The 14,706-nt window shown below is 67.3% G+C and carries 13 protein-coding genes; 5 read left to right on the top strand and 8 right to left on the bottom strand.

Going from position 1 to position 14,706, the window contains the following annotated elements:
* Positions 1-107 precede the first annotated feature (107 nt).
* Complete coding sequence (locus HV681_RS01155) at positions 108-797, top strand: GntR family transcriptional regulator (RefSeq protein WP_175121319.1); 690 nt, start codon at positions 108-110, stop codon at positions 795-797.
* Between the two features lie 88 nt (positions 798-885).
* Here HV681_RS01155 and HV681_RS01150 read toward each other — a convergent pair whose 3' ends face one another.
* The gene (locus HV681_RS01150) at positions 886-2,304 is read right to left on the bottom strand and encodes a hypothetical protein (protein WP_175121318.1); all 1,419 of its coding nucleotides are present in this window, start codon (positions 2,302-2,304) and stop codon (positions 886-888) included.
* 150 nt (positions 2,305-2,454) lie between these two features.
* Between HV681_RS01150 and HV681_RS01145 the strand changes: the two genes are divergently transcribed.
* Positions 2,455-2,916, top strand: a complete 462-nt coding sequence (locus tag HV681_RS01145) for a surface-adhesin E family protein (RefSeq protein WP_175121317.1) — start codon at positions 2,455-2,457, stop codon at positions 2,914-2,916.
* 31 nt (positions 2,917-2,947) lie between these two features.
* Here the strand turns inward: HV681_RS01145 and HV681_RS01140 are convergent, their stop codons facing one another.
* The 5 genes from HV681_RS01140 to HV681_RS01120 are packed head-to-tail and all read right to left on the bottom strand — an operon-like array spanning position 2,948 to position 7,491.
* A complete protein-coding gene (locus HV681_RS01140; RefSeq protein ID WP_414631309.1) occupies positions 2,948-3,787 on the bottom strand; it encodes an ABC transporter permease in 840 nt (279 codons plus the stop codon).
* Positions 3,784-4,974, bottom strand: coding sequence for an ABC transporter substrate-binding protein (locus tag HV681_RS01135; RefSeq protein WP_175121316.1), 1,191 nt, complete (start codon positions 4,972-4,974; stop codon positions 3,784-3,786). Before HV681_RS01135 ends, HV681_RS01140 begins: the two co-directional genes overlap by 4 nt.
* A 23-nt stretch (positions 4,975-4,997) precedes the next feature.
* A complete protein-coding gene (locus tag HV681_RS01130; RefSeq protein WP_175121315.1) occupies positions 4,998-5,795 on the bottom strand; it encodes an ABC transporter ATP-binding protein in 798 nt (265 codons plus the stop codon).
* A complete protein-coding gene (locus HV681_RS01125; protein ID WP_175121314.1) occupies positions 5,792-6,937 on the bottom strand; it encodes an acyl-CoA dehydrogenase family protein in 1,146 nt (381 codons plus the stop codon). The genes HV681_RS01130 and HV681_RS01125 overlap by 4 nt, the downstream gene beginning before the upstream one ends.
* On the bottom strand, positions 6,934-7,491 hold the full coding sequence (locus HV681_RS01120) for a carboxymuconolactone decarboxylase family protein (protein WP_175121313.1): 558 nt from the start codon (positions 7,489-7,491) through the stop codon (positions 6,934-6,936). The genes HV681_RS01125 and HV681_RS01120 overlap by 4 nt, the downstream gene beginning before the upstream one ends.
* Before the next feature lie 134 nt (positions 7,492-7,625).
* Here HV681_RS01120 and HV681_RS01115 point away from each other — a divergent pair, with 134 nt between their 5' ends.
* The gene (locus HV681_RS01115; RefSeq protein ID WP_175121312.1) at positions 7,626-8,555 is read left to right on the top strand and encodes an AraC family transcriptional regulator; all 930 of its coding nucleotides are present in this window, start codon (positions 7,626-7,628) and stop codon (positions 8,553-8,555) included.
* 37 nt (positions 8,556-8,592) lie between these two features.
* Here HV681_RS01115 and HV681_RS01110 read toward each other — a convergent pair whose 3' ends face one another.
* Positions 8,593-9,888, bottom strand: coding sequence for an O-acetylhomoserine aminocarboxypropyltransferase/cysteine synthase family protein (locus HV681_RS01110; RefSeq protein WP_175121311.1), 1,296 nt, complete (start codon positions 9,886-9,888; stop codon positions 8,593-8,595).
* 36 nt (positions 9,889-9,924) lie between these two features.
* Entirely contained in the window at positions 9,925-11,064 is a 1,140-nt protein-coding gene (locus tag HV681_RS01105; protein WP_175121310.1) for an aminotransferase class V-fold PLP-dependent enzyme, read from the bottom strand.
* 168 nt (positions 11,065-11,232) lie between these two features.
* Between HV681_RS01105 and HV681_RS01100 the strand changes: the two genes are divergently transcribed.
* Together HV681_RS01100 and HV681_RS01095 are read left to right on the top strand one after the other, a co-directional pair.
* A complete protein-coding gene (locus HV681_RS01100) occupies positions 11,233-12,255 on the top strand; it encodes an amino acid ABC transporter substrate-binding protein (protein WP_175121309.1) in 1,023 nt (340 codons plus the stop codon).
* Between the two features lie 218 nt (positions 12,256-12,473).
* On the top strand, positions 12,474-14,672 hold the full coding sequence (locus HV681_RS01095; RefSeq protein ID WP_175121308.1) for an ABC transporter permease subunit: 2,199 nt from the start codon (positions 12,474-12,476) through the stop codon (positions 14,670-14,672).
* Positions 14,673-14,706 lie beyond the last annotated feature (34 nt).

Raw genomic sequence — 14,706 nt, 5'->3', positions numbered from 1 at the left:
AAGCATTTAAACACTAATACATTAGTGCGTCAGCTAGGTGAAAACCCGCTACACTGCGGCATTCGCCATCCGCCCATTCCTGCGCGGAACCTCGACATGTTTACTCGATGCAAAGCCAGAAGCTCAGACTGGATCGGTCCCGCCACGCGGCCCCACAGGTTTTCGAACACCTGCGGCGGCAGATCATTTCGCTCGAACTCGTACCTGGCGCACCGCTATCGCGCGTCACCCTGGCCGAATGCTACGGTCTGAGCCAGACGCCCATCCGCGATGCGCTCATGCGGCTGGCCGAGGAAGCTCTGGTCGAAATCTACCCGCAGCACACCACGGTCGTCAGCCGCGTCGACATCGCGGCCGCCCGGCAGGCGCATTTCCTGCGCCGCTCGCTGGAACTGGAAATCGTCCATCTGCTGGCGCAGCGGCCCGACCCGATGCTGCTCCAGCGCCTGCAGGCCTCCATCGACCTGCAGCGCGCCGCCCACGCCACCGGCGAATACCAGCAATTCATCAACGCCGACCAGGCGTTTCACCGCGACATGCACGAAGCCGCCGGCGTGGCCAGCCTGTGGGAAATGGCGCAGCGCTACAGCGGCCACCTGGATCGGCTGCGGCGGTTGCATCTGCCGGAAGCCGGCAAGGCGGAACGCATCCTGGACGATCATCAGCGGCTGGTGGACGCCATCGCCGCGCAGGATCCTGCCAGGGCGCAACAGGTGCTGCGCGAGCACCTGTCGGGCACGCTCAGCCAGGTAGCTGAAATCTGCAAGCGTTATCCGGAATATGTGGTGACCGATTAGCCGAGGGCGCGCTGCGGCTGACGGATGAATCGACGGCCGATTAGCGGACGCCTGCTGGCGAACGCGGTGGCGTGCCGCTATCGCGGACTCAATCCAGCGGATACCGCTGAATGACGGTCTTGCCGTTGCGTTCCGCAAGCGACAGCAAGGCGTCGCCGGTCTGGTCCAGGCCCAGCAGCCCGCGCTCCTGCTCGTGGGACAACTGGAATGGCCGCCAGGACCTGCCCTTGTCGCGGCTGTAGAAGTAGGTCTTCGTGTATTCGTTGCCCGAGAACAGCTGTTCGGCGTAGGTCTTGATGACCCACGCATTGCGCCCGAACCACGCCTGCCCGATCCACGACGCCGCGCCGCGCACGTTCGGCGAGCGTGATCGCTTCACCCAGGCCATGCCGGTCTTGTCCAGTTGGTAGATGGTGTCGCCTTCGGTTTCGAAGACGGGCTGATCGCGCGTCAGCAGCGCATGGGCGTCCTGAGCCGGCACCCGGGCAACGTCCGGCGTAATGCGGAACGCGGGCGACGCGCCTTCCTGGAATTGCACTTCGAAGCGGCGCGTCTCGATCAATTCGGGCGCGTCCTGGCCTTCCGGCCGCACGCGGGTGCGCCAGCTCCAGCCCACCGCGCGCGTGTCGTCCAGCGGGTAGAGCGACCAGCCATAGCCCAATTGCTCCGTGCCGTACGCCTTGCGATCCCGCTCCGCTATCTCGGCGAACTTGCGCTCGAACGCGGCCGAATCCGGCCACACCTGCTCTTTCAGTCGCGTCGCCGACCAGTGCTTGGCGCCGTCGCAGCTATGCAGCAGGCGCACGCCGGTCTCGTGGTTTTCCAGGGCAATCGCCAGCCGGTCGGTGAGAAAGGCCGTGTGCAACTGCGGCACGCCCAGCGTCACGTCCGGATCGTAGGTCCACGTGACGCCCAGGTCGTCGGAACGCAGCGCATCCCAGGCCGCGGGCTGGTCGCCTTCGCCCGGACTGCGCAGGGTGCTGGTGATCAGATACAGCGGCTCGCCGCCGGGCGCACCGATCAACGTTACGCCGGTATCGCCGCTGATGGAGCCCAGCAGCTCGAAGACGCCAGTGCCCCGTCCTCCGTAGATCAGGTTGCGCGCATCGGTGGTGGACCGGCCGGTCTGCAGCATGGTCAGGGCCAGATCGCCGTGGCCATGCGCCATGGCGGTGATGGCGCCGGTCTGCGCGAGCTGGATCCGTTGCTTTTGCAGCCTGTCTTTCAGCGCCGGGATCTGCGTGTCCAGCACGGGCGCCTGTGCCAGGCCGTCAATGTCCTTGGCGGTGACCAGAAGCTGGCCGGTCAGCAATTGGCGTTCGCCGTAACGCTGGATGGCAACGCGCGAGTAAGACGCCAGCGCCGGGCCATTGAGTTCACCCACGACCTCGCTGCGCGGCAGCGGATCGCCCATCGGGATGATCTGGTAGATGCCGCGCGCCAGCACGGCGGCGGTGATGACCGCCAGGCCAGCGGCCACGAGTCTGATGGTCTTGGGTCCAGGCATGCCGGGCATAATGCCAGCCCCCCACGCCGCCAGCCACATTTATCGAACGGACGGAACTATAGCGCGTTGCGCCCGGTTCTCTATACTGGCGTAACGCATGCTCACGTCTTACCGGACGCGCGCCCCTGCCCCGACACCACGGAATCGCCCATGACCGCAAGGCCCCCTTCTGCCCTTCTCGCCCTGGCCCTGTTTGTCGGGGCGAGCGGCGGCCCGATGGCGCATGGCGCCGCCGCCAACGATCCGGCCTGGGTGCCGGTCGACCCGCAGACGATGCCGGGCGTGTTCTACGACAGCAATTCCATCCGCACCGTGTCCGAAAGCCCAACGGTACGCGCCGTGACGGTGGCCTGGTTCTACGCGCAGCCGCGCATCTCCGAGGCCAATGGCCAATCCTACGGCTCGGTGACCCAGCCGGTGACGCTGAACTGCGCCGCCGACACCTATACCGTCACCCAGGTTCTGCACCACGCGGGCAACGACGCCACCGGGGCGATCGTGGAGTCCATCCCGGTGGCGGGCATCCGCAACGCGCCCGTCACCCGCGACCCGGTGCAGCGGCGGCTGCGGGACCTGGTGTGCGCGGCAAACGGCAAAAGCGCGCGCAAGTAGCGGGTGGCAAAGGGGTAGCCACCCCGGGTCGCTACTGGCCGCGCCAGTAGCGGTACAACGCCCGGGCGCCGGCATCCAGCAGGAACCCCAGCACGCCGATCATCAGCACCATCGCCATCAGTTCCGAGTACGCCAGCCGGTCGCGCGTGTCCAGGATGAAATACCCCATGCCGGCCGACACGCCCAGCATTTCGCACGGGACCAGCACGATCCACAGGATGCCGATCGCCAACCGCACGCCGGTCAGGATGTGGCCCATCACGCCGGGCAGGATGACGCTGCGCAGCGTCTCCCAGCGGGTCGCTGCCACGCTCTGCGCCAATTGCAGCCAGCGCGGATCAAGCTGCTGCACACCGGCAGCCGTGTTCAGCACGATCGGCCAGACAGCCGCGAAGGCCAGCAGGAAGTAGACGGGATCGTCCCCGACGCCAAACACCATGACCGCGATCGGCATCCACGACAGCGGCGAGATCATGCGCAGGAATTGCATGGCGGGCGATGCGGCCGCCTCCAGCCGGCGCCAGCTGCCGATCGCCAGGCCCAGCGGCACGCCGATCGCCAAGGCCAGCCCCAAGCCCACCGCGATGCGCCGCAGGCTGACCAGGATGTGGTGCGGCAGGTCCGAGCCGGACAGCAATTCGCCCAGGCTGACGAAGGTGGGTCCGGGCGCAAAGCGCCGGGCCATGCCGCCCGCCGGCGCCAGGACTTCCGTGCCCAGCCACCACAACGCCAGCAGCAGCCCCAACCCGCCCAGGCCGAGCGCGTAGCGCGCGCCCAGTCCCAGGCCAGCCGCCCTTGTGCGTCGGGAAGGCACCGCCGCCTGCCGCTGCACGTCGGGCGGCGCCGGCGCCACGGACTCGCGCCCCGTCACGCCTGCACCAGCTCGGTCCGGCTGTACGCGTCGGGAAAGCCGAAACGCGTCAGGCCACCGGCCGATTTGATTGCCCGCCGGACATAGCGATCGTCCACCAGTTCGGCCGCCGCGCGCGCCGGATCCAGGTCGGCCAGGAATCCGCGGTCCGCCTCGATCAGCGTGTCGCGCAGCCGCCGCACCAGTTCCTCGGTGTAGCTGGGAAACGGATACGGCTGGAAGTCGATGCGGCGTTCGTCCCAATCGGCATGCCGGATCGCGCCGCTGGCCAGGTACTGCTCGCGGTCCTCGGGCGGCGGCGCCAGCACCTTGGACAACGCCGGCAGCGTGTGCGGGGTGTAGCGGTTGATGCCCTCTTTGGAGAGCAGCCGCGCCGTCTCGGCCCGGTTGTCGCGGATCCAGAGCTGCGCCTGCACGATGGCATCCACCACCTTCTGCGACCATTCCGGCCGCTGCGTCAGGTCCCGCTCGTGCATGAAGACGACGCAGCAAGCATGGTTGCGCCAGATGTCGCCGGTGAAGCGCAGCACCCTGCCCACGCCCAGGGTTTCAGCCGCCGCGTTGAACGGCTCGGCCACGATGTAGCCCGCAATGCGCTGCTGCGCCAAAGCGGGCGGCATGTCCGCGGGCGCCATGACGACCAGGTTCACTTCGTTGGCGGCCGGCGCGCCGTCCTTGCGCGCCACCGGCGTCAGCCCGTTTTCGCGCAGCAGGTACTGCAGCATGACGTTGTGGATGGAATACCAGAACGGGATTGCCACCGTCTTGCCGCCCAGTTCCTTCACGCTGTTGACGGTGGGCGCGACGGTCAGGCCGGAGCCGCCAACGTGATTCCAGGCCACCACCTTTGCGGGCACCTTGCTGCCAAAGCGCGCCCACACCGTCATCGGCGACAGCAGATGCACCACGTTCACCTGGCCCGAGATGAAGGCTTCTATCACCTGCGCCCAACTGCGCAGCAGCACGGGCTTTTCGGCCTTGACGCCCGCCTTGTCGAACAAGCCATTGTTGTGCGCCACAAGCAGCGGCGCGGCGTCGGTGATGGGCAGATAGCCGATGCGCACGGGCGCGTCCGGCTCGGACTGCGCACGGGCATTGAAGGCCGACAGCAAAGATGCGGCGCCGCCGGCGGTCAGCAGGGCCGAGAGTTTCAACCAGTCGCGACGCGACATGTGTTCAAGGCACATCAGAAAGCTCCTAGCGAGGTGGGTCAGGCAGGCACGGCAGCGCCGCGCGAGGTCCGCAGCGCGGCGCGCAGGCGGGTAAGGATCTCCAGGCGCAGCGCGCCCATTTCCGGCAGCAGATCGGCGCGCGGCTGGGGCAGATCCACCTGCCACACGCCCAGGATGCGCCCTGGCGTGCCGCCCAGCAGCACGATGCGGTCGGCCAGCAGCAGCGCTTCATCGATGTCATGCGTGATCAGGACGGCCGCCGTCTGGAAGTCGGCGACCACCTTGCGCAGCAGTTCCTGCATGTCGCCACGCGTGACCTCGTCCAACGCGCCAAAGGGTTCGTCCAGCAGCAGCACCGACGGCTGGCGCGCCAGGCATCGCGCCAGCGCCGTGCGCTGCGCCATGCCGCCCGACAATTGCGCCGGACGCAGATGCCGCGCATGGGCCAGTCCCACTTCGTCGATGGCCTGCGCCACGCGGGCGCGGCGCTGCGCATCCGTCAGCGCCGGCTGATGCTTGAAGTCCAGCCCGAAGGAAACATTGCGTTCCAGCGACAGCCAGGGCAACAGGCTCGGATCCTGAAACGCCACCGCCACGCGCGGGTGCACGCCGGTGAGCGGCGCGCCTTCCATCAGCAGCGTCCCGGCGGTGGCGGGCTGCAGGCCGGCCAGGACGCGCAGCAGACTGGATTTGCCCGCACCGCTGGCGCCCAGCACCGCGACCACTTCGCCGCGCGCCAGATCCAGGTCGACGCCGTCAAAGACGGCGCCGTCCGCGCCGGGGTAGCGCAGCGCCAGGCCCCGGGCCTGCAACACCGGCAGCGGTGCCACCGTCATGAGGCGGCCTGCGCGGCGAGCCGGGCCTGGCGCTTGGCCAGTTCGGTCTTCAACTGCACCAGGCTCGGCGTGACGATGGGCAGGAACGCCGCCTCGCGCCAGCGCCGCGCAAAGCCGGCGCCACCAGGCTTCAGGTAGGCCGCGCCGCCGCTGGCTTGCAGTTCAAGCTGCACCGCCGCGTTCGCCACTTCTGCAAGCGCAATGCGGATTTCGAACAAAGCCCACGGTTCGGCTACAAAACGCTGACTGCGCACGCCTGCGATGAGGCTGGCCGTCAATTCGTCGAGTTGCGCGGACAGCGCCTGCAACGGTTTGCCCAGGATGCCGCGCGACGCCTGGCCCTGCCCCGCTTGCCCGGCCGCCTGCAAGGCCCGGCGGGCCAGGCCAATTGACAGGCCGCATTGCAGGCCGGCGAACGCCGGACGCGCGCCCGGCAGATACTGCCGCGCGTCGGCGTGGATCAGCCATTCAGGACCGATGCGCACGCCGCTCACATCCAGCGCAGCAGTGTTGCTGGACTGCAGCGCCAGCAGCGACAGGTCCGCACTGCGTTCCAGTCCGGCAATATCGTGCGGCAGCGCGACAACCGCGGGCGTGCCGTCGGGCGCAGTGACGGCCGCCGCGACGAGAAAGCCCTGCGGCCGCAGATTCGTCACCCAGGGCATGCGGCCGTCCAGCGTCCACTGTCCGTCGACATCGCGTGCCGCGATCTGCAGCGACTCGATGCCGCTCAGGAACTTCATGGCGTTGGACAGCGCGGTGGCGCCCGCCAGTTCGCCGGCAAGCAACGGCGCGAGCCAGCGCTCGGCCAGCGCCGCATTGGGGCTGGTCAGCAGATACTCGATGAAGACGCGCTGGCCCCACGCGACGAACGCGCTGGCGACCGAGCGTTCAGCCACCTGCGACACCGCCTCGATCGCATCGCCGATATCGGTGCCGGCCAGGCCGCCCTGCGCCTCGGGCACGCCGATGCGGAACAGCCCCGCCGACGCCAGCCGCGGCAGCACCGTGGCGGCGTCAAGGCTGCCGTCGTCCAGCGCCTCGGCATGTTGCGTAAGCCAATCTTGCAGGTCCTGCGGCAGGATCGCGCCGCCGGCCAGGTCGGTCGCGTCAGGATGCCGGGTCGCGGTCCGCGCCGTCATTGCGCGCCGCTCCAGGCGTATTCGCTAAGTTGTTCGTTCAAGGGGGTCTGCGCCAGGTTGTTGGCAAAGTTGCAGATCGTGGCCAGGCCCACGCCCAGAATCACCTCGAGCGCATTGCCCTCGGTGAAGCCCGCATCGCGCAAGGCCTTGAGTTCCGCATCGTCGACGCGGCCGCGCGTGCGGATCACCGCTTGCGTAAATGCCGCCAGCGCCTGCAAGCGCGCGTCAGGCAGCGTGCCCTGCGCGCGCAGCGCGTCCACGACTTCGGGAGACAGCTTGGCCTTGTTGCGCGCCAGCGCGGTGTGGCCCGCCACGCAGAAGGTGCAGCCGTGCAGCGTGCCGGCAACCAGTTGCACGACCTCGCGCTCCTGCAGCGTCAGGCCGGCGCGCGCGTTGATCTGCGACAGCGTCTGGTAGGCCTCGAGCGCGGCGGGCGCGCTGGCCAGCACGCCCAGCAGGTTGGACAGATACCCGGCGCCCTTCTCGGCTGCGGCCAACGCCGCCTGGGTGGGTTCGGGCGCGCTTTGCGCGGTGTGCACGGTCAGACGGGCCATGAAGATCTCCATTGGGCTATCGATTGAAAACACCATTTTGCGTGCAGCGCCCCGCAAGCGACAATGCACGAGGATCGCAACTTGATGCTAGATCTTATCGACTTTCAGCTATGCGCTTATAACCGAACGCCACCTTGACCCTCGATTCCGCCCTCACCGATCAAGCCGCCGTGGACGCCGTGCTGCTCTCCAGCCTGGAGGTGCAATCCAGTCTTTATCATCTGGGCCAATACTGCGGCAACTGGACCGCCAGCACCAGCGGGCGCGCCCGCGCCAGTTTTCACCTGATCCTGCACGGCCGTTGCCGCGCGGACATTGCATCGCGCCAGGAATCGCACACATTGGCGGCGGGCGACGGCATCTTCTTCCTGCGAGACATCGCCCATGTGTTGACGCCCCTGCAGCAGTCCGCCAGCATCGGCGCCGTGTGCGGCCCGATGCAACCGCTATCGCCGCGTCAGCCTGACGGCACGGGCCTTGCCTGCGGGTTTTTCCAGTTTCGCCCGGGGCTCGCCGATTTGCTGGCCGACACCCTGCCCGACTATCTGCTGCTGCGCGCGGACGACGACCGCTTTCGCGCCGCACGCGGTGTGTTCGACCTGATCCTGGACGAAACCGCAAGGGAGCCATCCGCCTCGCCCGTCGTACTGGAGCGGCTGACGGACCTGCTGATCTTCTTCATGCTGCGCCACCTGGCGATTCAGGACCGCCAGGCGCACGGCCTTTTCGTGCTGGGGCGCGATCCGGCAATGGCCGGACTGCTGCAGGCGATACTGGCCGAGCCCGCCGCGCCCTGGAGCATGCAGGACATGGCGGACCGCGTCCACATGTCCAAGGCCACCTTCCACCGCCGCTTCACGCTGCAAAGCGGCACCACGCCCGCGCAGCTATTGCAGTTGCTGCGCATGCGCGTGGCGCGGCGGCTGCTGGATCAGGGCATGGGCATCCAGGAGGCCGCCGAACGCGTGGGTTACCAGTCCCAGGCCGCCTTCAGCCGGGTGTTCCAGCGCACGGAAGGCATGGCGCCGTCCGCCTTGCGACGGCGCCTGCCCGCATCGGTCTGATCGGTTTCCAAGCCGGTGCGGCCGTCGGCCCACGCGCTTACACCTGTGCCAGCGCCTGTTCCAGATCGGCGATCAGGTCGTCGATGTGCTCGATGCCGATGGACAGGCGCACGGTTTCCTCGCGCACGCCGGCCTTCTTCAGTTCCTCGGCGTTCAATTGGCGGTGCGTGGTGGATGCCGGGTGCGTTGCCAACGACTTGGAGTCGCCGATGTTGACGAGACGCGTGAAGAGCTGCAGCGCGTCCTGGAAGCGCGCGCCCGCGTCGCGGCCGCCCTTCACGCCGAACGTAAAGAGTCCCGGCACCTTGCCGCCCAGGTACTTCTTGGCCAGCGCATGGTCCGGATGATTCGGCAGGCCCGCGTAATTCACCCATTCCACCTTCGGGTGCTCGCGCAGGTAGCTGGCGATCTTGACTGCGTTTTCCACGATGCGGTCCACGCGCAGCGCCAGCGTCTCGATGCCTTGCAGGATCTGGAACGAATTGAACGGCGAGATCGCCGCGCCGGTGTTGCGCAGCGGCACCACGCGCGCACGGCCGATATACGCGGCGGGACCGAAGGCTTCGGTATAGACCACGCCGTGGTAGCTGACGTCCGGCTCGTTCAGGCGCTTGAAGCGGGCCTTGTGCTCGGCCCACGGGAACTTGCCCGAGTCGATGATGGCGCCGCCCAGGCTGGTGCCGTGTCCGCCCAGATACTTGGTCAGCGACTGCACCACGATGTCGGCGCCGTGCTCGATGGGACGCAGCAGGTACGGCGACGGCACGGTGTTGTCGACGATCAGCGGCAGGCCGTGGCGATGCGCGATCTCGGCCAACGCGCCGATGTCGGTGATGTTGCCCAGTGGATTGCCGACCGATTCCGCGAAGATGGCCTTGGTGCGGTCGTCGATCTGCGCCTCGAAGGCGGCCAGATCGGACGGGTCGGCGAAACGCGTGGTGATGCCGTATTGCGGCAGCGTGTGCGCGAACAGGTTGTAGGTGCCGCCGTACAGCGTGCTGGACGAAATGATGTTGTCGCCCGCTTCGGCGATGGTGAGGATCGCGTACGTGACGGCGGCCTGGCCCGACGCCAGCGCCAACGCGGCGATGCCGCCTTCCAGGGCCGCCACGCGCTGCTCCAGGACGTCGGTGGTCGGATTCATGATGCGGGTGTAGATGTTGCCCGCGACCTTCAGATCGAAGAGGTCCGCGCCGTGCTGCGTGTCATCGAACGCATAGGCCACGGTCTGGTAGATGGGCACCGCCACCGCGCGTGTGGTCGGATCGGGGCGGTAGCCGCCATGAACGGCCACGGTTTCCAGGCGCCAGTTGGGCTTCTTCGCTTCAGTCATCAGTCTCTCCGGTCAATACGTGATTGAAAATTCAGATCAGGCCGCAAATGCGCGCGCGGCGCGCAGAATGCGTTCGATGTCTTCATGGTTGTTATAGGCGCCCACGGACAGGCGCACGTAACCATACTCCACGACGCTTGCCACGACACCGGCCTGCTTCAAATGCGCCAGCGCCGCCGCAGGATCCGCCACGCGCAGCGCCGTGGTGGTGCTGCGAACGTCATCGCCCGGCGGCGACACGACTTGCGCGCCCAAGCTGCGCAGTCCATCGCTCAGCGCCTGCGACAGTTCCAGCACCCAGGGCTCGATGCGCTCGGGCCGCGCCTGTTCGATCAGATCCAGCGCGCCCGCCCAGCCGGCGATGCCGGGATAGTTCAGGTTGCCGGTCTCCAGCCGCCGCGCGTCGCTGGCGTCTGCCACCGCGGTCTGCCATTGCAGGCCGGACTTGTCCAGCGTGGTCACGCCAGACGGACCGATGTAGAACGGGTCAAGCGCATTGAGCAGCCGCGGCGACACGTGCAGCAGCCCCACGCCAAGCGGGCCCAGCATGCCCTTGTGCGCGCCGCACGCAAAGGCGTCGACGTGCCAGTCATCCACCTGGGCGCGCAGCAAGCCCGCGCCCTGGATGCCGTCGACGACAAGCCAGATGCCGCGTTCCGCGCAGCGCCGCCCCAGCTCCTGGATGTCGGTGCGCAGCCCCGTGCCGTACTGCACCCAGGACACGGCGATCAATCGCGTGCGCGCATCCACGTGTTGCCAGAGGTCATCGATCGTGAAGCGATGCGCGCGCGCCTGCGCCACGCGCACCTGTACGCCACGCCGGCGCAGATTGAGCCACGGCAAGGCGTTCGAGGGATGTTCCTGATCATCGACGATGAGGTTGTCACCCTCCTTCCAGGCCAGCCCCTGCGCGACCGTGTTCAACCCTTCGGTGGTGTTCTTGGTGAACGCCAGCCGGCGCGCGTCGCCGCCGATCAAACGGGCCAGCCGCACGCGCAGGGCGTCGGCATCGCGCAGCCATTGCGGCTTGTCGCTGCGCGCATGCGTGATGCTGTCGAAAAAGCCCGCCACCGCAGATGACACATGCGGCGACAAGGGGCTGGTGTACGCGATGTTGGCGTAAGCCTTATCGCGCGTGATGGGAAACAGCTGTCTGAATTCGTCCTGCCAAGCCATGCGCAACCTGCTCCGCCAGACCATCTGGCATGCAGGCATTCTAGGTATATGACGCGCATCTGGATAAGGCTTAGTTTTCATATTGATATGAGTATTAAGTCGCTCGGCAAACCACTACGCGCCCATAGAATTCGTGCCTCTCTTGCACACAACAATCATGGGAACAGCATGCGTTTGAATCATCTATTCAAGGCCGCGGGCATTGCCGCCGCGATGGCGCTTGCCGGCGCATCGCAGGCCGGCACGGTGGACACCATCAAGAAGCGCGGTGAACTGGTGTGCGGTGTCAGCCAGGGGTCGGCAGGGTTGTCGATTGCCGACAAGCAAGGCCGCTGGACCGGCCTTGACGCCGACCTGTGCCGCGCGCTGGCCGCCGCCGTGCTGGGCGATCCGGAAAAGACCCGCTTCGTGCCGCTGAGCTCGCAGCAGCGATTCCCAGCGTTGCAGTCCGGCGAGATCGATGTGCTGAACCGCAACACCACCATCACGTCGGGCCGCGACGCCGGGCTGGGCATCGCGTCGGCCGGCATCGTGTTCTACGACGGCCAAGGCTTCCTGGTGCCGCGCAAGCTGGCCGTCAAGAGCGCCACCGAACTGGAAGGCGCGCAGGTCTGCGTGCAGCCCGGCACGGTGAATGAACAGAACCTGGTCGACTATTTCAAGAAGAACAAGCTCAGCTATCGCCCGGTCGTCATCGAAAACCTGGTCGAACTGGAGCAGGCCTTTTACGCCGGCCGCTGCGACGTATATCTGTCGGATGCGTCCACCCTCGCCGCCAGCCGCGCCGCGCGCGCCAGCAAGCCCGACGACTTCGTCATCCTGCCCGAGCGCATCAACAAGTCGCCGCTCGGCCCCTTCGTACGCCAGGACGACCCGAACTGGGCCGCCATCGTGCGCTGGACGGTCAACGCGCTGGTCGCTGCGGAAGAGTTGGGCATCACCGCCCAGAATGCCGACAGCCAGACGCAGAGCACCGACGCCCAGGTGCGCCGCCTGCTTGGCGTGGATCCCGGCATCGGCAAGAGCTTCGGCCTGGACGAAACGTGGGCCAGGCAGGCCATCAAGGCCGTGGGCAACTACGGCGAGGTGTGGGACCGCAACCTGGGCGCCGCCACGCCGCTCAAGCTGGAACGCGGCTTGAACGCGCAATGGAATAAGGGCGGTTTGCTGTATTCGCCGCCGTTTCAGTGATGCGTTGCGCTTGGTGGGAATCGCTTGGTGCGAATCGCTTGGTGCGAATCGCTTCGTGCGAATCGCTCGGTGCAGATCGCTTAGTGCAGATCGCTCGATGCAGATCGCTCGATGCAGATCGTTTGATACGCATCGCCTGATGCGCATTTCTCGATGATTCACGGACGGGCCACCGGTTCCGCCCTTCTTCTTTTTTGATTGATGCCGCACGGCCCGCCATGACTGCCACCTCGCTTCCTTTCCCGTTGACTGCCCCGTGGCGCCGCTGGCTGCCTGCGCTGGCGTGGATCCTGGGAGTGGGCGGCATGGCGGCCCTTCTGGTGCTGCACATCGAATCGGTGCAGGCCGCCCGAGGTATACAGGGCGGGTTCGGCTTTCTCTTTCAGCCGGCGGGCTTCCGCATCTCTGAGAGCCTGCTCAACGTCACGCCGGAAGATCCTTACTGGATGTCCCTGGCCGCGGGACTGGTCAATACGCTGACCGTCGCCTTCGTGGCAATACCGCTGGCCACTGTCCTGGGCGTGGGGCTGGGATTTCTGGGGTTGTCGTCCAACCCGCTGGCGGCCCGCGCTGCCGCCCTGGTCATCGCACCGCTGCGCAACACGCCGGTGCTGTTGCAGCTTTTCGTCTGGTATGGCTTGCTGCTGCGGCTGCCGGATCTGCGTCAAGCCTGGTCGCCGCTGCCTTCCGTGCTGCTGTCCAATCGCGGGTTGGCCTTGCCCGCCTTGCATGGCTGGCTGCCTTATGCGGGCGTGGCAGTGGCTGCGCTAGCGGTGGCCTGGTACGCCCGCCGCCGTTGGCGCAACACCGAGTTGCCCGCTTCGTCTGCCGCCGCACTGGCCGCAATATTGGCTGCATTACTGGCCGCCGCCACGATCACGTGGGCGCTATTGCCCCCCATGCAGATCGACCTGCCCATCAAGCGCGGCCTCGGTTTGCAAGGCGGCTGGCAACCCAGCATCGAATTTGCCGCGTTGACCCTCGGTCTCGTCGTCTTTCACGCCGCCTACATCGCCGACATCGTGCGCGGCGCGATCCGTGCTGTTCCCGTGGGCCTGGTCGAAGCCGGCCAGGCTTTGGGCCTCACGCCCATCAAGGTGCTGCGGCTGGTGATCGCGCCCTACGCCACGCGCGTCGCATTGCCGCCCTACGCCAACCAATGCCTGGCGCTCATCAAGAACAGCACGCTCGCCATCGCAATCGGCTACCAGGAGCTGATGGCCGTCATCAACACGGCCATCACGCAAACCGGGCTGGCGCTGGAAGGCATTGCGCTTGCCGTAAGCATTTACCTGACGCTGGCGCTCTGCCTGGGCGGCGGGCTCTCCGCGTGGAACGCGCGCAATACGCGGCACGGCCCCGGCGACACGCACGGCGCGCGCCTGGGTGACCGCGCATTCCGGGATGGCGCTGTTCGTAAGGCCAGGACCCTTCGGCGCAAAGCGATGTCGGCCATTCTGTCTTTGCTGCTGGCCGCCGTGGCCTGGTCACTGCTCGATTGGGCGGTACTTCGAGCCGTGTGGTCAGGCGACCCGATGACCTGCGCAAATGCGGCCGGCGCCTGCTGGGCCGCCGTGCGCGAGAACCTGCCGTTGTTGTTCTACGGCACCATGTCCGACGTGCACCGGGGGCCCGCGCTGATCGCGTGCCTGGCCCTTCTGGCCGCCATCGCTGTCGCTCTGGGCGCGCGTCGCGTACCGGCGCGCATGCGTATCGTCTTGTTGACCGCGCTGTCTGCCATTGCCGTGGCCGCGCTGACCGGCTGGCCGTGGGGCGGCGATTTCATCGGGCCGCAACGCTGGGGAGGACTGCTAGTCACGTTGATCCTGGCGATCGCCGCGCTGGTGGCGGCCGTGCCCCTGGCTTTCGCGCTGGCCCTGCTTCGCCGGTCCGGCAGCCCCGCCGGTTCATTGGCCGCAGCCGGTCTGATCGAAGCGGTGCGCGGCGTGCCGCTGGTGACCCAGCTGCTGTTCGCATCCTTTGTGCTGCCCATGTTGCTTGGCGGCGGTGTCTCGAAGTTCAGCATGGCGCTGGCGGCGCTGACCCTGCATACCGCGTGTGTGCTGGCCGAAGTGCTGCGCGGCGCGTTGCAGGCTATTCCGCCCGGCCAGATGATGGCCGCACGCGCCTTGGGCATGCGGCCCGCGCTGGCCTATGCCTGCGTGATCTGGCCGCAGGCCCGTCGCATCGCCGCGCCAGCCGCGCTGGGCGTCTTTGTCGGCGCGGTCAAGGACACGTCGCTGGTCAGCATCATCGGCGTGTTCGACGTGCTGGGCGCGGCCAAGGCGGTGGTCGCGGGCACCGATTGGCGGCCTTATCACGTCGAGGTGTATCTGGCGGTGGCGCTGTTGTATCTGGCCGCCAGCCTGGCGCTGTCGCGCGTCGCGCGCCGCATGGAGGGGCGCGCTGGAAACTGACGGGATGCCGAGCCGGGCGGAGAAACCGGCTCGG

It is taken from the genome of Achromobacter animicus (assembly GCF_902859585.1).
GTDB lineage: Bacteria > Pseudomonadota > Gammaproteobacteria > Burkholderiales > Burkholderiaceae_B > Achromobacter > Achromobacter animicus.
This window is presented reverse-complemented; position numbering and strand designations above follow the sequence as displayed.